General features: G+C 67.5%; 17 protein-coding genes. 10 read left to right on the top strand and 7 right to left on the bottom strand.

Translation table 11 applies throughout. The annotated features are described in order from the left end of the window. Nucleotides 1–377: 377 nt before the first annotated feature. Nucleotides 378–1,556 carry an ABC transporter substrate-binding protein gene (locus AC1Q6E_RS19110; protein ID WP_152799792.1) on the bottom strand — a complete coding sequence of 393 codons (1,179 nt, stop codon included), beginning with the start codon at nucleotides 1,554–1,556 and terminating at the stop codon, nucleotides 378–380. A gap of 172 nt (nucleotides 1,557–1,728) precedes the next feature. Between AC1Q6E_RS19110 and AC1Q6E_RS19105 the strand changes: the two genes are divergently transcribed. Then, a complete protein-coding gene (locus tag AC1Q6E_RS19105) occupies nucleotides 1,729–2,634 on the top strand; it encodes a LysR family transcriptional regulator (protein WP_296555117.1) in 906 nt (301 codons plus the stop codon). 23 nt (nucleotides 2,635–2,657) lie between these two features. On the opposite strand, the gene AC1Q6E_RS19100 is transcribed toward AC1Q6E_RS19105, so the two are convergent. From AC1Q6E_RS19100 to AC1Q6E_RS19090, 3 genes are read right to left on the bottom strand one after another with little or no spacing between them, the layout of a single operon-like run. After that, nucleotides 2,658–3,554, bottom strand: a complete 897-nt coding sequence (locus AC1Q6E_RS19100; protein ID WP_492573292.1) for a fumarylacetoacetate hydrolase family protein — start codon at nucleotides 3,552–3,554, stop codon at nucleotides 2,658–2,660. Continuing rightward, a complete protein-coding gene (locus tag AC1Q6E_RS19095) occupies nucleotides 3,551–4,084 on the bottom strand; it encodes a VOC family protein (RefSeq protein ID WP_152799798.1) in 534 nt (177 codons plus the stop codon). The genes AC1Q6E_RS19100 and AC1Q6E_RS19095 overlap by 4 nt, the downstream gene beginning before the upstream one ends. A 34-nt stretch (nucleotides 4,085–4,118) precedes the next feature. After that, complete coding sequence (locus AC1Q6E_RS19090) at nucleotides 4,119–5,147, bottom strand: CDP-6-deoxy-delta-3,4-glucoseen reductase (RefSeq protein WP_152799800.1); 1,029 nt, start codon at nucleotides 5,145–5,147, stop codon at nucleotides 4,119–4,121. Between the two features lie 287 nt (nucleotides 5,148–5,434). Between AC1Q6E_RS19090 and AC1Q6E_RS19085 the strand changes: the two genes are divergently transcribed. The 3 genes from AC1Q6E_RS19085 to AC1Q6E_RS19075 all read left to right on the top strand — a co-directional run bounded on the left by AC1Q6E_RS19085 (nucleotide 5,435) and on the right by AC1Q6E_RS19075 (nucleotide 8,292). Next, nucleotides 5,435–6,181, top strand: coding sequence for a GntR family transcriptional regulator (locus AC1Q6E_RS19085; protein WP_296555114.1), 747 nt, complete (start codon nucleotides 5,435–5,437; stop codon nucleotides 6,179–6,181). A 97-nt stretch (nucleotides 6,182–6,278) separates the two neighbouring features. Continuing rightward, nucleotides 6,279–7,310, top strand: a complete 1,032-nt coding sequence (locus AC1Q6E_RS19080) for a TauD/TfdA family dioxygenase (protein WP_152799804.1) — start codon at nucleotides 6,279–6,281, stop codon at nucleotides 7,308–7,310. A 10-nt stretch (nucleotides 7,311–7,320) separates the two neighbouring features. Beyond that, nucleotides 7,321–8,292, top strand: coding sequence for a Bug family tripartite tricarboxylate transporter substrate binding protein (locus tag AC1Q6E_RS19075; RefSeq protein WP_152799806.1), 972 nt, complete (start codon nucleotides 7,321–7,323; stop codon nucleotides 8,290–8,292). Nucleotides 8,293–8,300: 8 nt separating this feature from the next. On the opposite strand, the gene AC1Q6E_RS19070 is transcribed toward AC1Q6E_RS19075, so the two are convergent. Next, nucleotides 8,301–9,032, bottom strand: a complete 732-nt coding sequence (locus tag AC1Q6E_RS19070; protein ID WP_152799808.1) for an IclR family transcriptional regulator — start codon at nucleotides 9,030–9,032, stop codon at nucleotides 8,301–8,303. 162 nt (nucleotides 9,033–9,194) lie between these two features. Here AC1Q6E_RS19070 and AC1Q6E_RS19065 point away from each other — a divergent pair, with 162 nt between their 5' ends. The 4 genes from AC1Q6E_RS19065 to AC1Q6E_RS19050 are packed head-to-tail and all read left to right on the top strand — an operon-like array spanning nucleotide 9,195 to nucleotide 13,717. Beyond that, a complete protein-coding gene (locus AC1Q6E_RS19065; RefSeq protein ID WP_152799810.1) occupies nucleotides 9,195–10,937 on the top strand; it encodes a hypothetical protein in 1,743 nt (580 codons plus the stop codon). After that, a complete protein-coding gene (locus tag AC1Q6E_RS19060; protein WP_296555109.1) occupies nucleotides 10,934–11,680 on the top strand; it encodes a hypothetical protein in 747 nt (248 codons plus the stop codon). Before AC1Q6E_RS19065 ends, AC1Q6E_RS19060 begins: the two co-directional genes overlap by 4 nt. 19 nt (nucleotides 11,681–11,699) lie before the next feature. After that, nucleotides 11,700–12,707 (top strand): dipeptidase, encoded by a 1,008-nt coding sequence (locus AC1Q6E_RS19055; RefSeq protein ID WP_492573291.1) that lies wholly within the window; start codon nucleotides 11,700–11,702, stop codon nucleotides 12,705–12,707. Nucleotides 12,708–12,730: 23 nt separating this feature from the next. Beyond that, a complete protein-coding gene (locus AC1Q6E_RS19050) occupies nucleotides 12,731–13,717 on the top strand; it encodes a tripartite tricarboxylate transporter substrate binding protein (protein WP_152799816.1) in 987 nt (328 codons plus the stop codon). 47 nt (nucleotides 13,718–13,764) lie between these two features. On the opposite strand, the gene AC1Q6E_RS19045 is transcribed toward AC1Q6E_RS19050, so the two are convergent. Continuing rightward, entirely contained in the window at nucleotides 13,765–14,238 is a 474-nt protein-coding gene (locus AC1Q6E_RS19045; RefSeq protein ID WP_492573290.1) for an RcnB family protein, read from the bottom strand. Nucleotides 14,239–14,365: 127 nt separating this feature from the next. Next, nucleotides 14,366–15,328, bottom strand: a complete 963-nt coding sequence (locus AC1Q6E_RS19040) for a Bug family tripartite tricarboxylate transporter substrate binding protein (protein ID WP_152799819.1) — start codon at nucleotides 15,326–15,328, stop codon at nucleotides 14,366–14,368. A 237-nt stretch (nucleotides 15,329–15,565) separates the two neighbouring features. On the opposite strand from AC1Q6E_RS19040, the gene AC1Q6E_RS19035 reads away from it, so the two are divergent. Beyond that, nucleotides 15,566–17,401, top strand: a complete 1,836-nt coding sequence (locus AC1Q6E_RS19035; RefSeq protein WP_152799821.1) for a putative bifunctional diguanylate cyclase/phosphodiesterase — start codon at nucleotides 15,566–15,568, stop codon at nucleotides 17,399–17,401. Continuing rightward, entirely contained in the window at nucleotides 17,377–18,540 is a 1,164-nt protein-coding gene (locus AC1Q6E_RS19030; RefSeq protein WP_152799823.1) for a GGDEF domain-containing protein, read from the top strand. Before AC1Q6E_RS19035 ends, AC1Q6E_RS19030 begins: the two co-directional genes overlap by 25 nt.

Here is an 18,540-nt window from a genome sequence, read left to right as displayed (position 1 = left end):
ACATGCACGCCCTTGCTTCCCCGCCAACCGCGCCAACTCCGGCGGCTCCGAATGCGCCCCACCGCGGGCCGCCCCACCCCACCGATCAAGGACTACCGACAGTGATGAGTGACGATCGCAGGTCCAGAGATGGCAAGTTTTTTTCTTATCGAACAAGACGATCGTGCTGAAACTCACGGGGCTAAGTGACTAACGGTGCAGGTCTTGTCTGGGGTGCCGGGACCGGCTTCGCTGCGACCCGCCCGCCCCCCGGCCCCGGTGCCCCGGACAAGACCGGGTCAAGAAAACGAATGTCAATTCAGCCTGGCGTCGGTTCCCGCCAAAAGGCACCTCGCACAGGCCAGGAGCCAGCCCCTGGGACGGCCCGCGCGCGACGTTCAGGCGCCTTCCGGCTTGGGCGCGCAGTCGCGTGCGTAGGCATCCTCGTGGTCGGCCAGGACGTTGGGCACCAGTACCTTGAAAGCGGGCTTGCCGCCGCCGCCTTCCACCACCTGATAGATGTGGTAGTTCTGGATGGGGTAGTTGTTCCGGTTGAAACGGAAGGGGCCCCGCACCGACTTGAACGGCGCGCCGCGCAGCGCGGCGGCCAGCGCCCGGCGGTCGGACACGTCGCCCGCGCGGGCGCGGACGGCGGCATCGATCAGCATCGCGGCATCAAAGCTGAACGCGGCGTAGGAGGTCGGGGTGCGCTTGTACTTCTTCTCGAAGGCCGCGACGAAGCGGCGTGATTGCTCGTTGTCGGCACCGGGCTGCCAGGATTCGGCCACGATGGCGCCGATGCCCGCCTTGCCCATGGCGTTCACGCTGCCGGGTTCGACGGTATGCACCGAGTACATGGGCAGCTTCTGCAGCATGCCGAATTGCTGGTACTGGCGCACGAAGCCGACGCCCTGGCTGCCGGGGAAGAAGGCGAACAGGCCTTTCGCGCCCGAGGAGCCGGTGGCGGACAGCTCGGCCGAGAAATCGAGCTGGGTGAGCGGGGTATAGGTTTCCTGGGCGACCTTGCCGCGGTAGAAGCGCTTCAGGCCGGTGACCTTGTCCTTGGAGCCCAGGAAATTGGGGGCGAGGATGGCGATGGGGTCGACGCCGGTGTCCTGGAGATACTTGCCCATGGCCTCGGCGGTGGTGTCGCTTTGCCACGAGGTAATGAAAAGATTGGGCTTGCACTGCGCGCCGGCCGTGGGCGAGGGGCCCGCCACCGAGCCGATGAAGGGGACGTCGGTGCCGGCGATCTTGCCCTGCAAGGCCATCAGGACATTGGCGTAGGTCAGCCCGGTGACCACGTCCACCTTGTCGCGGTCCAGCAGCTTGGTCAATGCCTGGACGGCGACCTCGGGCTTCATCTGGTCGTCCTCGCGGATGACCCGGGTGGCGATGCCCCCCAGCTTGCCCTGCATCTGTTCCACGGCCAGCATGAAGCCGTCGTACTGGTCCTGTCCCACGTCGGCGGACGGGCCGGACAAGGTGGCCAGGAAGCCTATCCGGAGGTCGGCCGCCGCCGGGCCGCAGGCGGCCGCGGCGGCCAGGCCCAGGGTCAATGCCAGAGTGTGTCGCATGAATGTCTCCCTTTTTTCGGATGTCTGGCCGGCATGCCTGCGGATCAGGCATCACCCTGCTTTATAGTTGTGCCACTGGTTGATGAGTATCCACGCCAGCCGGTCCGTCATCCATGGGCCAGCGGTGATTCCAAACTATTAGCAGAGTTGATAGTTCTTCCTGGGCCGAGACATGAAAGACCTGAATCTGCTGTATGTGTTCGAGGCGTTGTGGCGCGATCGATCGGTCACGCTCGCAGCCGAGAATCTGGGCGTGACCCAGGGCGCGGTCAGCAGCGCGTTGAAGCGCATGCGCCTGGAGTACCGGGACAAGCTGTTCGTGCTGGCCGGCCGCCGCATGGAACCCACGGCGCTGGCGGCCGAGATCGCCCCCGCGCTGCTCGAATCGCTGAATACGATACGCAAGACCTCGGGCATGCTGTCGTCGTTCGACGCCGCGCAGTCCGGGCGCGCGTTCACGATACGCACGCGTGACGTGGGCGAGGTGGTGGTGCTTCCCAGCCTGTTTACCCGCATTGCCCGGGAAGCGCCGGACGTCAAGCTCAACGTCGTGTTCGCGCCCATCGACGAGACCGTGCAGGGCTTGTCGACCGGCCGCATCGACGTGGCGCTGGGCTACCTGCCGGCGCTCGAACGCAACATCCACAGGAAGGTGCTGTTCAAGCAGCGCTACCTGTGCCTGATGCGGCGGGACCATCCCATCGCCCGGCAGGAGCTGACGCAGAAGCGCTTCGTGGCCCAGCAGCACCTGTTGGTGGAGTACGCGGGCAGCGGCCACATCCTGCTGGAGCGTGCGTTGAACGAGGTGGGCGCGCGCGACCGGATCCAGGTCCGCATGCAGCAATACCTGGCGGCGCCGCACCTGGTGCTGAACTCGGACCTGATCTGGACCTGCCCGGAGTCGCTGGTGGTGGAGCTGTGCAAGTATTTCCCGCTGGCGGTCAAGCCGGTGCCGCTGCCGCTGGGCCACTTCGAGGTGGCCTTGTACTGGCATGACCGTTTCCACAAGGATCCGGCCAGCCAGTGGTTCCGGGCGCAGGTGGTCGACTGCATCGACGGCATCGGCTTCCGGCCCTGAGCGGCGGGAGCGGGCGCGCGGATTCATTCCGTGATGGTGAAGCGGAATTCGCCGATGTGCTCGATCCATTGCCGCACGACGTCGCCCGGTTTCAGGAAGCGCTTGCGCGCCGCGCCCACGCCCGCCGGCGTGCCGGTCAGGATCAGGTCGCCCGGCAATAGCGTCAGGCGCGAGCTCAGGTGGGCGATCTGGTCGGCGATGCCGAACAGCATGCGCGAGGTATTGGAGTCCTGCATCAGCTCGTCGTTCACCCACAGTTTCATGGCCAGGTTCATGGGGTCGGGCACGAAGCGCGCCGGCGTGATGGCGGGGCCGAGCGGACAGGCGCCGTCGAAGGATTTCTGGCCGATCCAGTCCCATTTGAAGGGCGAGCCGTCCTGCACGCCGGGCCGGCCGAAATGGCCGCGCGCCGACAGGTCGTTGGCCACCACGTAGCCGGCCACATGGTCCATCGCCTGGTCGACGTCCACGTCCTTGGCGGTCTTGCCCACGATCACGCCCAGTTCCAGTTCCCAGTCCAGCAGCGGCGCGCCGCGCGGCACGCGCACCCGGGCGTCGGGTCCGACCACGGTGGTGCCCGAGGCCTTGATGGCGTGCCAGGGCAACTGGCCCGCGCCCTTGGGATCGATCTCCAGCGGCATGGACAGCTCGCGCTGCATTTCCTCGACGTGGTCGCGGTAGTTGGCGCCGGCGAAGTAGATGGTGGGCGGGTGGGGATGCGGCGCGAGCAGGGTGGCGCCGCGGACCGGCTCGCGGCCGGGCAGGTCGCTGGCCAGCACGGCCAGCTTGCCGTCGGCGCGCGGCCAGTCGTCCAGCACGTCCTGCACGCGGGCATAGCGCGGCGAGGCGTAGATGTTGCCCTCGTGGAGCAGGCCGGTCCTGCTCTGGCCGTCGTGCAGGAAGGTCACGAGCTGGATCATGCGTCCCCCTGGTTGCGGATCTTGAGTTCTTCGAGCGAGCCGATGTCGGCCGCGTCGTCCATCGAGAAGCGGTCGCCGAAGTCGAACAGATCGTCGTGCTGGAAGCCGTTGTCGTAGCACTGCAGCTCCCACCAGTTGTGGTCCAGGTCCTCCAGGTAGAAGGAGTACACGCCGTGCATGTCCTGCACCGGCAGCACCTGGCGGATGCCGTACTTGTCCTGGAGGCGCACGGCATCCGCGTGGGCCTGGTCCACGGCCTCGCGGCTGGGCAGGTCCAGGCCCCAGTGGTTCAGGAGGTTGGCGGGGTGGACCTGGTCGCCCACTTCCACGCAGATGATGTGAAAGCGCATGGCCAGGCGCACCGCCATGGCGGGCTTGCCGTGGCGCACGCACTCCAGCCCGAGGAATTCCTCGTAGAACCGGCGCGAGGCCTTCAGGCTATAGCACTCCAGCGTGCCGTGGCCCAGGCAGAAGGGCTTGACCACGGAGTCGTGGGCCGGCGTATCGACCCTGCAATTGTCGGGCAGCATGATGTCTCCTTGTTCCAAGGCGTGGGTTCGGAAGTCAGCGCTTGTCGGCCGCGGTCAGGAACGCGTCGGCGAAGAATTCGTCCTCCGGCAGGCCGCAGCGCGCCACGTAGTCGCGGCGCGCCGCGTCGACCACGACCGGCGCGCCGCAGGCGTAGACCTGGTGGCCGGACATGTCCGGAAAGTCTTCCATCGCGGCCCGATGCACGAAGCCGGTACGGCCGGTCCAGGCGCAGTCCGGCGTGGGCTCGCTCAGCACCGGCACGAAGCGCACGTGATCGTGCCGGTCGGCCCACGACTGCGCAAGGTCGTGCAGATAGAGGTCGCCGCGCCTGCGGCCGCCCCAATACAGCGTGATGGGACGGCGGATGCCGCGCTCGAGCGCGTGCTCGATCAAGGATTTGATGGGGGCGAAGCCCGTGCCCGAGGCCAGCATGATCATGGGCTTGTCGCCGTGCTCGCGCAGGAAGAACGAACCCAGCGGGATTTCCAGCTTGTGGATCTCGCGCAGCTTCATCGCGCCGAACACATGATCGGTGAAGCGTCCGCCGGGCAGGTGGCGCATGTGCAGCTCGACCTGCCGGACGCCTTCGTTGTTCGGCACGCTGGCGATGGAGTAGCTGCGGCGGGTGCCGTCCTGCAGCAGGATGTCCAGGTACTGGCCGGCGCGGAACAGGGTGGGCTCGTTCATGGGCAGCCCCAGCGTGACGATCATCACGTCGTCGGCGGCACGTTCCATCTTCAGGACCCGGGCCGGCATGTATTTCGAACGGATCGCATCGGCCGGGTCCAGCTCGTTCACCCGGATGACCAGGTCGCTCAGCGGCGTGGCCTTGCACAGCAGCGCGTAGCCCTGGCGCTTGTCGTCCTCGTCCAGGCAACTGGGGTGGACGTCGCCGTAGTCGACCCGACCTTCGACGAGGGTGGCGCGGCAGGTGCGGCAGATGCCGGACCGGCAGCTGTAGGGCATGAACAGCCCGTTGTCCAGGCCGGCCTTCAGGACCGGGGTGCCGGGCGGACAGGCGTAGGCGTGTCCGCTGGGATGCAGGGTGATGGTGTAGTCCATGTCTCTCCACCTGCGCCGGGTACGTGGCCGCCGCGCAGTCATAGTGTCCGACGCCAGTCTAATGAGGGTCGCGCCGGGGAACTATCGTTGGGAGAGAAGGCTTGTTATTAATGAAATTAATGTAGGTGCCATCCCCCTGGATCTGGAGGAACGCTGACTCTCCGCAATTTTCGAGACGGCGGAACTATTGATTTCAGCAATAGATGATGCGCCTCGCGGCCGGGCGGCCCGTGCCCGCGCCGTATACTGCCCGCTTGCCAGACGCAGACAACCAACCAGGGCATTCGATGGAGCCGTCCGCTATCACCCGATCTTCCGCATTCCTGCAATCCAACGACGAAGGCAGCGCGACCAGTTTCCGCTGGCTGCTGGGGCAGTCCAAGACCCTGACGCTGCCGGAGCAGATTGCCGCCCACGTGGGCGACCGCATCCTGAATTCCGCCATCGAACCGGGCGAATGGATACGCGAGCAGGACCTGGCCGACGAGTTCGCGGTCAGCCGCAGCCCGGTGCGCGAGGCGATGCGGCTGCTGGAGAAGGAAGGGATCGTGCGCATCCATCCCCGCCGCGGGGCGCAGGCCACGCAGTTGTCGCTGAAGGAAATCGAGGATCTGCAGGAAGTGCGCCAGGCCCTGGTCCGCGTGGTGGCCCGGCGGGTGGCCGCCCATCCATCGCCGGAACTGGTGGCGATCCTGGAGGCGGGCGTGGCCCAGCTCGCGCCGCTGGCCGAGGATCCGGCGGGCGGCGATGCCTTCGGCGAGACCCTGTCCCGTCTCACGCTGTGCTGCGCCGCCCATAGCGGCAACGACCGCCTGTTCACGCTGATCACATCGCTGTCGTTGCAGATGTCGCGCTATACCCGGCTCGGCCTGCGCTCGGTCGAGCGTCGCAAGCGTTCGCTGGCCCTGTGGCGCAAGTCGCTGCAGGCGATCCGCAAGGGCGACGCGGACGAGGCCGAGCGGCTGTGGGGCGCCCGGCTGGACGAGAACAGCCGGGAGATACGGCGTCTGTTGCAGGACAGCGGCACGGTGTAGGCCGGGGCGCCCGGACGGGCGTTTCTCACGGCGAGGTTTCCTCTAAATTGTCGACAATGTTAAGATGTTCAAAACTTACAATCATCGAGGAGACGACATGAACGCCCGAACGACCCCACCGATCACCGGTCCCGAAGTGTGGAGCGGCACCAGCCTGGCGGGCACGACCGATTGGATCTGGCGCCTGGCGCCGGAGGAGGCCCGCGAACTGGCCGAGGCCACGGCGGCGGCGCGCGCCAAGGGATTGAAGCCGACCGGATTCGAAGCCCGCGACTTCCCCATCCCGCGCATGGCCGCGCGCCTGGAGCAGGTCCGCGCGGAATTGGAAGGCGGGCGCGGCTTCGCGCTGCTGCGCGGCCTGCCCATCGCCGATTACACGGACGACGAGGCGCGGCTGCTGTTCTGGGGCCTGTCCGTGCACCTGGGCGAGCCGCAGGAGCAGGACGGCGCCGGCAACCGCATGCACAGCGTGACCAATACCGGCATGAAGGTGTCGAACGACAACTCGGTGCGCAGCTACCAGACCGATGACGAGCTGACCTTCCACAACGACGGCGGCGATGCGTTCATGCTGCTGTGCCTGCGCACCGCGGTGTCCGGCGGCGTCAGCAAGCTGGTCAGTGTCGCGGCGCTGTACAACGAGGTGTTGCGGCGCCGGCCGGACCTGGCCGGCGTGCTGCAGGAGCCGTTCCACTTCGACACGCGCGGACAGCACCGCGGCGGCCTGCGTATCCAGACCGTGCCCATCCTGAACTTCTTCGAAGGCCGGCTTAGCGCCCTGTACAAGCGCCGCTACCTGAAGCTGGCGCAGGACCTGCCCGGCGTGCCGCGCTGGACCGATGCCCAGGCCCAGGCCATCGAGCTGGTCGAGGAAATCTGCAATGATCCCGAGGTCCAGCTGAGCTTCAGCATGGAGCCGGGCGATATCCAGATCGGCAACAACTATTCCGTGCTGCACGCCCGCACCAAGTACCAGGACCATGACGAGCCGGCCCGCCGCCGGCATCTGCTGCGCGCCTGGCTGACCCTGCCCAACGGCCGGCCGCTGCCGGAGGTGTTCGGCCAGACGCGGGAGTTCGGCACGTCGTACGAGCGCCGCCACGGCCAAGCCGCTGTCTCGGCTTCGTGAGGAGAGGGCGATGATGGTCAAGTACTTGCTGGCTTCGGCCCTGGGCGGCCTGCTGTTCGCCGCGCCGGCGGCGCAGGCGGATGATGCTTTTCCCTCGCGGCCCAGCCGGCTGATCGTGCCCTATACGCCGGGCGGCAACACCGACCTGCTGGGGCGCGTGATCGCCCAGGGGCTGTCCCAGGCCTGGGGGCAGTCGGTGGTGGTCGAGAACAAGCCGGGCGCGGCCGGCACGATAGGCGTGGAGATGGTGGCCAAGTCCAAGCCGGACGGCTATACCACGGTGCTCGGCTCGTTCGGCAACATCCTCGTGGCGCGCAGCCTGTACAAGAGCCTGGGCTACGATCCGGCCAAGGACCTGGAGCCGGTGGCGCTGCTGGCCACGCCGCCGGTCGTGCTGGTCGCCAACGAGAAGATGCCTTTCGACGACGTGAAGGGGCTGATCGAGTATGCGCGGCGCAACCCGGGCAAGCTCAATTACGGCTCATCCGGCAATGGCTCGTCCAATCACCTGTTCGGTGAATTGTTCGCTTCGATGGCCGGCATCAAGCTCATCCATGTGCCGTACAAGGGCAGCGGTCCGTCCGTGTCGGACACCATCGCCGGGCAGATCCAGTTGAACTTCGCGCCGTTCCCGCTGGTGCGCGAGCACATCAAGGGCGGCAAGCTGAAGGCGTTGGCCGTGACGAGCGCGCGGCGCTCGCCGGTGCTGCCCGACGTGCCCACGGTGGCCGAGGCTGGCCTGCCGGGCTACGAGGCGGTGGGATGGTTCGGGTTGATGGCGCCCGCGGGCACGCCCAAGGCCGTCCTGGACCGCATCAACCGCGACGTCAATCAAGTGCTGAAGTCGCCCGCCATCCGGGAGAGCCTGGCGAGCGAGGGGGCCGAGCCGGCCGGAGGTTCGGTCGACGAGGCACGGCGCTCCATCGCCGAGGGCGAACGCAAGTGGGGCGGGCTGGTGGAGAAGCTGAACATCCAGCTTTAGCCGCCGGCTTATTTCAATTGGTTGAGCGTTTGCACGGCCTCGCGCAGCGGCCCGATCAGTTTGTCCGGGGCGAAGCGCGAGGCCGGCGTGACCAGGGACAGCGCGGCGATGCACGCGCCCTTGGCATCGAATACCGGCATGGCCACCGACTGCACCCCGGGCGTGTCGGTCCCTTCGGAGATGGCATGGCCTTGCGCCGCGATCTGCTTCAAGAGGGCCGGCCTGGCCAGCACCGCGCCCTGGCGCTGGAGCATTTCCCGGTAGGCCGGGCTGGAGAACGCGGTCAGCACCCGGCCGGACGAGCTGTCGTTCAGCGATAGCAGGGTGCCGACCTTGACGTCGGCGCGCACCGCCACCTGCTGTGCCTCCACGCGGCGCACGAGCCGCACGCAATTGCCATTCAGGACGGCCAGCGAGGCCGTTTCCCCCACCTGCAGGACCAGTTCCTGCATCACGTGCGCGAACCGTTCCCCCAGGTTGGCCTGCACCAGCGCCGTTTCCCCCACCAGTGCCGCGTGCAGCGACAGGCGGTAGCTGCCCTGTTCCGTCTGTTCCAGCCAACCCGCTTCCATCAGCGTCAATAGCTTCTGGTAGGTCGTGGCCCGGCTGCTGCCCGAGGCGGCCGCGAGTTCCATCAGCTTCATGGGCCGGTCGGACTTGCCGAGCAGATCCAGCAATTGCAGCGTCTTCAGTACCGAACTGAGCGGCCGGACGCCGCCGGCTTCGCGCGCTTCGAGCATGGCGCAGCTTCCTTGTCAGAAAAATTCTTGCAATCCCGGTTGGGGAGTATAGAATGATTTAAATAGAATCATATGTATTCTAATAGAATACTTCAAGGCCGCACAGCCGGCCGGGTTTTCACGGTGCGCCGCACGGCTGGCGCGATGACGACAGGAGCATGCATGGACTTTGCCGACGTGGAAGAGGCCGCCCCGGCCCAGGCGCGCGCAGCGGCCGGGCGCGAGCCCCGCATCCGCAGCGCGGAGCTATTGATGACGCCCGCCCGCATGGGCGTGATGCAGGCCAGCCGCCTGAGCGTGTCCCGGCTGCTGATGGCCAAGGCCATACGCGAGCGCTGGACCATCGAGCGGGTACGCTGGCAGATCGACGACAAGGCGCGCGGGACCGCGCTGTACCGCATCGATACGGGCGCGATGCCGTTCGATTTCATCGTCCATTCGTTCGAACCCAAGATGGAAGGGCGGGCGGGCCGCATCATCGGCCGTGCCTGGGACATGATGGCCGCGCTGGTCGAAGGGCCCGTCTCGGAACGAGACATCCGCATCACCGGCGAGGAAATTCCCAAGCTCTACGCCGGCCGCGCCACGCCGGGCACGTTGATCTGGGCCCGCTCGAACCGCAGCGCGCGCGTGTTCAACCATACGGTGGAATCGCTGGCGCGCGGGCGCCAGCCCGATGTGCCCACGCTGGCCGACGTCTGCTACCTGATGCGCAATACCGGGCTGGACGGCAACGGTACATTCGGCACCCGGTCGTTCCGCGCGCTCGAAAGCACGCATCCGCTGCGGCGGCCGCTGGACGCGCAGATGCTGTGCGCCTACATGATGCGGGTGTTCTCGGTGGACCTGGTCAACCACCTGGCGCGCTGCGCCTCGCCGGCCGCTGCGCGGCTGGCGCCCGAGATCGAGCGTTTCCTGGGCGTGGGCAATGCGTCGGCGCTGGGGCTGATCCTGTACGTGAACAATCATCCCAAGCTGGTGCATCACTGGGTGCTGGCGCGCGAACAGGCCATCGTGGGCGCCAAGCGGCTGCGCGTGGCGGCCGGCGATGCGAAGCTGGCGCTGTTGCTGAAGTTGCTGGACAAGGTCATCGCCTTCCGGCGCGAAGACCGGATGGACTATGAACAGTTCACGTCCAGCGCCGACATCGCTGCCGATCTCGCGGCGATCCGGACGCAGGTGCAGGCGTTGCACGACACCGGCACGGTGCGGGGCAATGCCGAACGCCATCCCTTGTCGGCGCTGTGCGACACGCTGGACGGCACGGTGCACGAGGAGGCTTTCGAGACCTTCCTCGGCCTGCTGACGGAACTCGTTCCCGAACTGTGCGACCGCCTGGCCGAGGGGCTGGCGGTGGACGAGGAATACGCCACCGATCCGTCGATGTCCATCGGCCATCTGCGCGACCTGCTGCATGCCGAATACGGCTGGGCCTTCGACATCGACCTGGAGGCCGAAGGGGCGTCGAAGTTCGTCTGGTACAAGTCGGCCACGGCCGAGGAGCCGCGCCGCGGCCCGAGGGCCGAGGCGGGCGAGGTTTTCAACCTCGGGCTGGACCTGCCGCGCCTGGTGGCGGGGCTGGACCGCGAGATCGCCCAGCGTCCGGCAGCCACCAGCGTCGCGCGCTTCCTGCTGGAAAAGCCCGAGTACCGCTTCATCGTGAGCCGCGTGCAGACGCTCAGCGGCATGGCCTTCCACTCGCCCCACGCCAACATCATGGGCGAGCATTTCGTGCCGTGCGAGATCACGCGTTTCATCAATATCGGCATACACGGCATCGACAAGACGCGTGATTACCTGCAGCGCAACCTGCGCGGCGTCATCTACCAGGGCGCGCCCACGGCCGCCGATATCGCCGCCGGTGCCGATCCCCATTGGTTCTATCCCCAGGAGCCCGTCCTATGAACAGGGAAGTCGTCGATTCTCCCCGCGTGTTCGATGTGTCCGTGCGCGAGGCGCGCATGTGCATCGACCGCATCCTGCTGGTGTGCCGCCTGCCGTCAGGCTACGTGCACAGCGTGAGGGAAGTGGTGCTGTTGTCCCAGTCCATGGGACTGGGCGGCTTCCAGGCCTTGTGCGAAGGCTATGAGCGGCTGCGCGAAGGGTCGCTGGACCGGGTATCGGTGCAGGATGCCGACGATGGCGCGCTGGTGGTGGACGGCGGCGGCATCCATGCCTGGGTGCTGCTGCCCACGCTGATGGACCTGGGCGTGGAGCGTGTCCGGTCGGCGGGCCGCGCCACGCTGCGCGTGTCGGGCGTGCAGGACCTGCACGAGTTGCACATCATGGCCGGGCTGGGCCGCCGCTACGGCACAGGCGCCGAGGTCTCGCAGCCCGACGAGGGCGCGGGCCGCGAACAGAAGGCGGTGGTGACGCTGTTCAACACCGCGCGGCCCCAGGGCATCGACGAATGGGATCCGCTGCTGGCCCAGGCCATCCGCCACGGCTACCCGGTCGACGGCGCTCTGTGGCGCGCCATCCATGCCTTGTCGAACCAGGCGCTGGCGCCGGACTCGGTGGTCTCGCGCCGCCATGCCGGGCCGGTCATCCTGCGCGACGACGGCACGCTGCAAGGCCGCCCGCCCGCCGACGACGACATGGACCTGAACATGCTCCGCCATGTCCCCTCCAGCCAAGGATGCGCGTGAAGCGCGAAGGACGATGCAGATGAACACACTCAACAAGCAGGTTGGCATCATCGTCGACGGACTGTCGATGCCGGTGCCGGAGCGGCGCTGGTTCGAGGAGTGGCGCGAGGCCGGCATCGGCTGCGTCAACACCACGGTGGCGGTGTGGGAGAACGCGGCCGAGACCCTGGGCCTGCTGGGCAAGTGGCGCGTCGTGCTGGAACAGAACCAGGATCTCGTCGCGCCGGCCGCCAGCGTGGCCGAGATCGAGGCCGTGGCCGCCTCGGGCCGGACGGCGGTGATGTTCGGGTTCCAGAACACGGCGCCGGTTGAGCACAACCTGGACCTGTTCGGCATGTTCCGCGAACTCGGCGTGTGCGTGATGCAGCTGACCTACAACCTGCAGAACTACATCGGCTGCGGCTACTGGGAGGAAAAGGACACCGGGATCTCGTCGCGCTTCGGCAAGCTGGCGCTGGAGGAAATGAACCAGCTCGGCATCCTGGTCGACCTGTCCCATTGCGGCGAGCGCACGACCCTGGAGGCCATCCAGATGTCCGGCAAGCCGGTGGCCATCACCCATGCCAATCCGCGCGAATACGTGGGCACGCCGGTATACGGCGCGGGCCGCCTGAAGCAGACCGAGGCCTTGCGCGAGCTGGCCCGGCGCGGGGGCGTGATCGGCCTGACGCCGAACCGCAACATGACCCGGCACGGCGCCGCGACCACGCTGGAGCAGTTCGGCGACATGGTCGCCTGGACCGTGGACCTGCTGGGCATCGACGCGGTGGCCATCGGCACGGATTATTGCCCCGGCCACCCGCGTTCGGTGCGCACCTGGTGGCGCTACGCGAAGTGGTCGCGCCAGAGCGCGCCCGCCAAGGAGATGGAGATCGCGCCGCACGAAGGCTGGTCGGAATGGATGCGTACGCCCGCCGGCTTGCAGAACATCATTGTCGAGTTGGACCGGCGCGGCTTCGGCCAGGCCGACATCGACAAGATCATGGGGGGGAACTGGATGAGGCTGTTGCGTGAAACGATAGGCTGATTCGTCGATTGAGGAGCTGGGCCATGAACCGATTGCTGCGGTGTGTGTTGGGGGTGGGAGTGATGGCGGTGCTGGGCGCGGCTGCTTCCGCCCAGGCGCAGGACGAGGCGTTTCCGAGCCGGCCGATCCGGCTGCTGGTGGGGTTCGCGCCGGGCGGCGGGACCGACGTGGTGGCGCGGGTCATCGCGCCCAGGCTGTCCGAGATCCTCGGCCAGTCGGTGGTGGTGGAGAACAAGCCGGGCGCGAGCGGCATCGTGGCCGGCGGGATGGTGGCCAAGGCGCCGCCCGACGGTTACACGCTGATGATGGGAGTGGTGTCGGTCAATACCATCCTGCCGCATCTGTTCAACAACATTCCCTACGACACCGCCGCGGACTTCGCGCCGGTGACGCTGACGGCGTCGGTGCCGCATTTCATCGCGGTGCATCCTTCCTTGCCGGTGCACAGCGTGGCGGAACTGATCGCCTACGCCAAGGCGCATCCGGGTGAACTGAGCTTCCCGTCCGCCGGCAGCGGCACCACGCCGCACATCGCCGGCGAGATGTTCAAGAGCATGGCCGGGGTGCAATTGCTGCACGTGCCGTACAAGAGCACCGGGCAGTCGATGCCCGACCTGCTGGCGGGGCGTTTGCAGGTCGGGTTCGATACTTATCCCACTACCGCGCCTTATGTGAAGACGGGCAAGCTGCGTGCCCTGGCGGTGACCGGCGCACGCCGGCTGGCGGAGTTTCCCGACCTGCCCACGGTGGCCGAAGCGGGCCTGCCCGACTACCGTTTCGCCACCTGGTACGGCGTCTTCGCGCCCAGGGGCACGCCGGCCGCCGTCGTCAACCGCCTGCACGGCGGTATTGCCAGGGCCATGGCGGCGCCCGACGTGCGCGAGCAACTGGTGAAGATGGGGGTGGACGGGACCGAGACCAGGACGCCGGAGGAGTTCGCGGCGCTGGTCCGCGCCGACACGGAGCGGTTCGGCAAGCTGGTCAAGGCGGCGGGGGTCCGGGTGGATTAGGCGGGGCGCGCACTCCGCGGTGGCCGCGGGATGCGCGCGTCCCGGGACTACGGGTTGAGGATGGCCTGGAGCACGACGCCGGTGGCCACGCCGATCAGGAAGTAGTCGGCGCCGACGTTGATCCAGTGGTAGCCGCGCGGAGGCGGGGCCAGGCGATGTCCGCGCCAGTTGTCCACCACGTACTGCGGCCCGCGGTAGGGGAAGGGCACGCGCTCGCCCTTGGCCCAGTGCCGATAGGCGGGGTCGCCGGGGCCTCCCGGCCCGCGTCCCTGCGGGCCGCGGTGATCGTGGCCGGGCGCGCGGCCCGGGCCGCGTCTCATGTCATGGCGCGGGCCGGGGCCCGGACGGTCCATGCCAGGATGGTCCATGCCCGGGCGTCCCATGCCCGGGTGTCCCGGTCCGCCTGCGCCATGGCCGCCTCCGGGCCGTCCGCCCGGAGGCCCGCCCTGTGCATAGGAGGCGGTGGAGGCCGCGAGCAGGATACCGGTCAGCAGATGCGCCAGCAGACGCTTGGGTGCCATGATGATCTCCTTGAGGCAGTGCCACGCCGGGAACACGGGCGTGGCATTGATTCTATGCCTGGCGAGGGACCGCGCCACCCCCATCCGTGATGCAGATATTGCAGCCTGTTTCAGGGGCCGGCGGCGGTTATTCCACCGTGACGTTGGCCGCGCGCACGATGTCCTTCCATTTCTGGTAGTCGGCCTTGAGCAAGCGGGCGAACTCGTCGGTCGACATGGCCTGCGCCTCGGCGCCCTGGGCGTGGATGGCCTCGCGGGTCTCGGGCATGGCCAGCAGCCGGTTGACCGCGGTGTTGACGGTGGCGACGATTTCCCCGGGCGTGCCCGCCGGCATGAACAGGCCGTACCAGGTGCTGACGTCGAATCCCTTGTAGCCGAGTTCGGCGACGGTCGGCACGTCGGGCAGCGAAGTGCTGCGTTTGGCGCTGGTGACCGCCAGCGGCCGCAGCTTGCCCGACTGGATCTGCGCCATGGCCGACGGCACCGATGACACCATCAGGTTCACGTTGCCGGCCAGCACGTCCATCATGGCGGCGTTCGATCCCTTGTAGGGGATGTGCCGGATGTCGATCTTGGCGGCTTCCTTGAAGATCTCGCCGGCCAGGTGGATGGTGGTGCCGCTGCCGGGCGAACCGTAGGTGATGGATCCGGGCGCCGCCTTGGCCGCCGCGACCACGTCGGCCAGGGTCTTGAAGGGGGAGTTGGCCTGCGTGACGATGACGATGGGCGTATAGCCGACGTGCGCCACGGCCACCAGGTCCTTGGTCGGGTCGTAGGTCACGCTCTTGTACAGCCAGGGGGCCACGACCAGATTGTCCTTCTGGCCCATCACCATCTCATAGCCGGTGGGCGCCGCGCGCACGGCCGCGGCGATGCCGATGGTGCCGCCCGCGCCGGCGCGGTTTTCGGACACGACGGTCCATTTCTCGGCTTCGCCCAGCCTGGTGGCGATGAGGCGCGAGAGGATATCGGTACCGCCGCCCGGCGGGAAGGGAATCAGCAGGCGGATGGGCTTGGACGGATAGGCCTGGGCGTGGGCGCCCGTGGCGGCCAGCGCCAGCGCGGCGACGGCAAGGCATTTGCGGAACATGGGATGTCTCCTTGTCCTGGGGGCGTCAAGCATACCGGAATCCGCCTCCACCCCCGGCCCGTCCTGGCCGCCGGACCGGCTGGCCTTGCACGGAGCGATGGAAAACAAGCGTCATTTCCTGGATCATGCGAAAAGTCCCGTCAATAGAATATCGGGCGGACCGCATTCTCCTCGTCGCGCCGGACCGGCCGCGCACGTCCGGATGGGAGAGCGGGCCTGCCGTGGAGGAGGAAGCGCGTGCCCCCGCAGTACAACAACAGCCGGCGGAAAGCCGGCCCGAGGGAACCCGCCAACGATGCAAAATTCCCGGGCGGCATCGAGCCGGAGACGGATTTCATACGCTACGCGCTGGACTGCGCCGCCATCGTGGCCAGTACCGACGCGACGGGCACGATTACCTATGTCAACGCGAGGTTTTGCGAGATCAGCGGCTATTCCCGGCAGGAACTGCTTGCCTCCAATCACAGGATGCTGAAGTCCGGCCTCCACGGCACGGCATTCTTCCGCGCGATGTACCGGGAGATCGCGCAAGGCCACGTCTGGCATGGCGAGATCTGCAACCAGCGCAAGGACGGCTCGCTTTACTGGATGGAAACGACCATCGTGCCGCATGTCCTGCAGGACGGCACGATCGACAGCTATACCTCGATCTGCCTGGACATCACCGAGCGCAAGCTGCTCGAGGATGCCTTGAGGACCAGCAAGGAGAGCCTGCGGCGCATCGCCTACGTCGATCCGGTGACGGGATTGCCGAATCGCAGCTGGTTCCACCAGCACGTGGTGTCCCTGGTCGGCGAGTGCCGGCTGGCGGGCACCGGATTCCACCTGGGGTTGATGGACGTCGATGCGTTCAAGGAAATCAACGATTTTTTCGGCCATCCCGCCGGCGATGAACTGCTGCGGGAGGTCGCCAGGCGGCTGAGCGCGGTGGACGACCCCCGCCTGTCTGTTTCCCGGATGGGGGGAGACGAGTTCGGACTGGTCCTGGCCGGCGCGACCGACGACGAGGCCGCCGCGGTGTTCGAGCGTGTGCTGGAACGCGTGCGCGATCCCGTGCGTATCGCCGAGACGTCGCGGCGATGTTCGGCCAGCCTGGGCGTTTCCGTGTATCCCGGGCATGGCGAGGACGGCGAAAGCATGTTCCGGGCGGCCGACCTCGCGCTCTATCATGCCAAGTCGCTGGGCCGCGATCGGCTGGAGTGCTTCCAGCCCGGGCTCAGGGAAACCGCGGAACGCAAGTCGGAACTCCTGGCCGAGATCGAGACGGGGCTGCGTGGCGAGGCTTTCGAATTGCACTACCAGCCCATCGTTCCCGTCGCGCCGGGGGGCAGGGTGGCGCTGGAGGCGCTGATGCGCTGGCGGCACCCGCTGCGCGGCCTGTTGCCGCCGGCCGCTTTCCAGGAGGGTTTCGCCGATCCGGCGGTCCGCGCGGCGCTGGGGATGTTCATGCTCGAACGGGTGTTCCGCGATGTCGACGCGCTGTGCGCAAGAAACATCCCGCTCGGCCGCGTGGCGATCAACCTGACGAATTCCGATTTTCGTTCCGAGGTCTTCCTGGACCGCTTCTTCGCGCTGTTCCGCGATAGCGGCATCGGTCCGGACCGGTTTTGCGTCGAAGTGACCGAGAGCATGTTCCTGGGCCTGAACCAGAAGCGGGTCGAACATGGCCTGCATCGCCTGCACGATGCGGGCGTCGAGATCGCGCTGGACGATTTCGGAACCGGCCACGCGTCGTTGACGCATCTGCGCCAGCTTCCCATCGACAGGCTGAAGATCGATCGCAGTTTCGTCGCCAACCTGGTCGCCTCGGCCGAGGACCAGGCCATCGTGCGCGGCATCATCGATATCGCGCACAGCCTGGGCAAGACCGTGACGGCCGAGGGTGTGGAGACGAGGGAGCAGGTCCGGCTGCTGTCCCACATGGGCTGCGACCTGCTCCAGGGTTGGTATTTCGGCAAGGCCTGCGAGGCTGGGGGCCTGTCCGATGTCCTCGACATGATGCCGCCCGTGGGCGAGCCCTCGTCCTGGGCGGGGAGAACGGCAAGGGAATGGACGCCAAATCGATCTTCGTGACGGTTGCGCTGATGGTGCTGGCCAACGGCGCCGTGCTGGCGAACGTCTACCGCGATCTTCCCGGGGCGCTGCGGCCCGCGGCGATCCGCTGGCAGGCCGGAACCGCCCTGGTCGCGCTGGGCAGCGGCGTCTTCGCGTTCGGCAGCATCATGCCGGTGCCCGTCATGGTGACGCTGGCGAACGGCACGCTGCTGCTCGGCCTGGGGGCCTACCACCGGGCGTTCGAGCGCTTCTATGGCCGCCGTTCGTCACCGGCTGACATCGCGATCGCCCTGGTCGCGGTGGCGGGCACGCTCTGGCTGTCGGCCATCCAGCCATGCTTCATCTGCCGCGTCGAACTGACGTCGGCGGCGTGGACCCTGTTGCTGCTCAGGTCGATGTGGCTGCTGCACGGGATGCGCACGGAAGATGAGTCCCGCAGCCGGCGCATGCTGATCGTTATCTATGGCCTGGTCGTGGTCTATGTCGTCGGGCGGGTCGTCGTCTACCTGCATCTCGACGTGCCGCGCGAGACCACGATAGCGACCAACGACTATGGCATCAACCTGATCTCGCCCATGTTCGTGGCCCTGCTGCCGGTGATCGGCACCACGGCGTTCGTCCTGCTCTGCACCGAGCGGGTGAAGCGCCAGCTGGAGATCGCGGCGGCCACCGACTACCTGACCGGCCTGCCCAACCGGCGCACGCTGGTCGCGGACGGGAACATGGCGTTCGGCAGGGCGCGCGAGACCGGCGCGGGGCTGGCCGTCGGGGTGATCGACATCGACCATTTCAAGGCGATCAACGATACCCATGGCCACGGGGTGGGCGACGAGGTGCTGGCTTTCACCGCGGACGGCCTGAAGCAGGCGGCGCGCAAGGGCGACCTGGTCGCGCGCACGGGAGGCGAGGAATTCGTGGTGTTGATGGACGATCTCGACCTGCAGGCGGCGACCGCGGCGCTGGAGCGTATCCGTGTCGCGGTGGCGGACAGTTGCTTCACTATCGACGGCGTGCCCATTCCCATCACGATTTCCGCGGGGGTGGCAAGCTGCGAATCCCGCGACCGGGATTTCGACGACGTGTTCCGGCGGGCCGACCGGGCGCTTTATCTGGCGAAGCTGGCGGGGCGCAACCGCGTCAGGCAGGCGGTGGTCTGA

The organism is Pigmentiphaga sp. MLSB6-MA01 (genome assembly GCF_058793475.1).
This window is presented reverse-complemented; position numbering and strand designations above follow the sequence as displayed.

Excerpts from the sequence above, each read along its gene's own strand:
- AC1Q6E_RS19110 (WP_152799792.1), bottom strand. The coding sequence starts at position 1,556 with ATGCGACACACTCTGGCATTGACCCTGGGCCTGGCCGCCGCGGCCGCC.
- AC1Q6E_RS19105 (WP_296555117.1), top strand. The coding sequence starts at position 1,729 with ATGAAAGACCTGAATCTGCTGTATGTGTTCGAGGCGTTGTGGCGCGAT.
- AC1Q6E_RS19100 (WP_492573292.1), bottom strand. The coding sequence starts at position 3,554 with ATGATCCAGCTCGTGACCTTCCTGCACGACGGCCAGAGCAGGACCGGC.
- AC1Q6E_RS19095 (WP_152799798.1), bottom strand. The coding sequence starts at position 4,084 with ATGCTGCCCGACAATTGCAGGGTCGATACGCCGGCCCACGACTCCGTG.
- AC1Q6E_RS19090 (WP_152799800.1), bottom strand. The coding sequence starts at position 5,147 with ATGGACTACACCATCACCCTGCATCCCAGCGGACACGCCTACGCCTGT.
- AC1Q6E_RS19085 (WP_296555114.1), top strand. The coding sequence starts at position 5,435 with ATGGAGCCGTCCGCTATCACCCGATCTTCCGCATTCCTGCAATCCAAC.
- AC1Q6E_RS19080 (WP_152799804.1), top strand. The coding sequence starts at position 6,279 with ATGAACGCCCGAACGACCCCACCGATCACCGGTCCCGAAGTGTGGAGC.
- AC1Q6E_RS19075 (WP_152799806.1), top strand. The coding sequence starts at position 7,321 with ATGATGGTCAAGTACTTGCTGGCTTCGGCCCTGGGCGGCCTGCTGTTC.
- AC1Q6E_RS19070 (WP_152799808.1), bottom strand. The coding sequence starts at position 9,032 with ATGCTCGAAGCGCGCGAAGCCGGCGGCGTCCGGCCGCTCAGTTCGGTA.
- AC1Q6E_RS19065 (WP_152799810.1), top strand. The coding sequence starts at position 9,195 with ATGGACTTTGCCGACGTGGAAGAGGCCGCCCCGGCCCAGGCGCGCGCA.
- AC1Q6E_RS19060 (WP_296555109.1), top strand. The coding sequence starts at position 10,934 with ATGAACAGGGAAGTCGTCGATTCTCCCCGCGTGTTCGATGTGTCCGTG.
- AC1Q6E_RS19055 (WP_492573291.1), top strand. The coding sequence starts at position 11,700 with ATGAACACACTCAACAAGCAGGTTGGCATCATCGTCGACGGACTGTCG.
- AC1Q6E_RS19050 (WP_152799816.1), top strand. The coding sequence starts at position 12,731 with ATGAACCGATTGCTGCGGTGTGTGTTGGGGGTGGGAGTGATGGCGGTG.
- AC1Q6E_RS19045 (WP_492573290.1), bottom strand. The coding sequence starts at position 14,238 with ATGGCACCCAAGCGTCTGCTGGCGCATCTGCTGACCGGTATCCTGCTC.
- AC1Q6E_RS19040 (WP_152799819.1), bottom strand. The coding sequence starts at position 15,328 with ATGTTCCGCAAATGCCTTGCCGTCGCCGCGCTGGCGCTGGCCGCCACG.
- AC1Q6E_RS19030 (WP_152799823.1), top strand. The coding sequence starts at position 17,377 with ATGGACGCCAAATCGATCTTCGTGACGGTTGCGCTGATGGTGCTGGCC.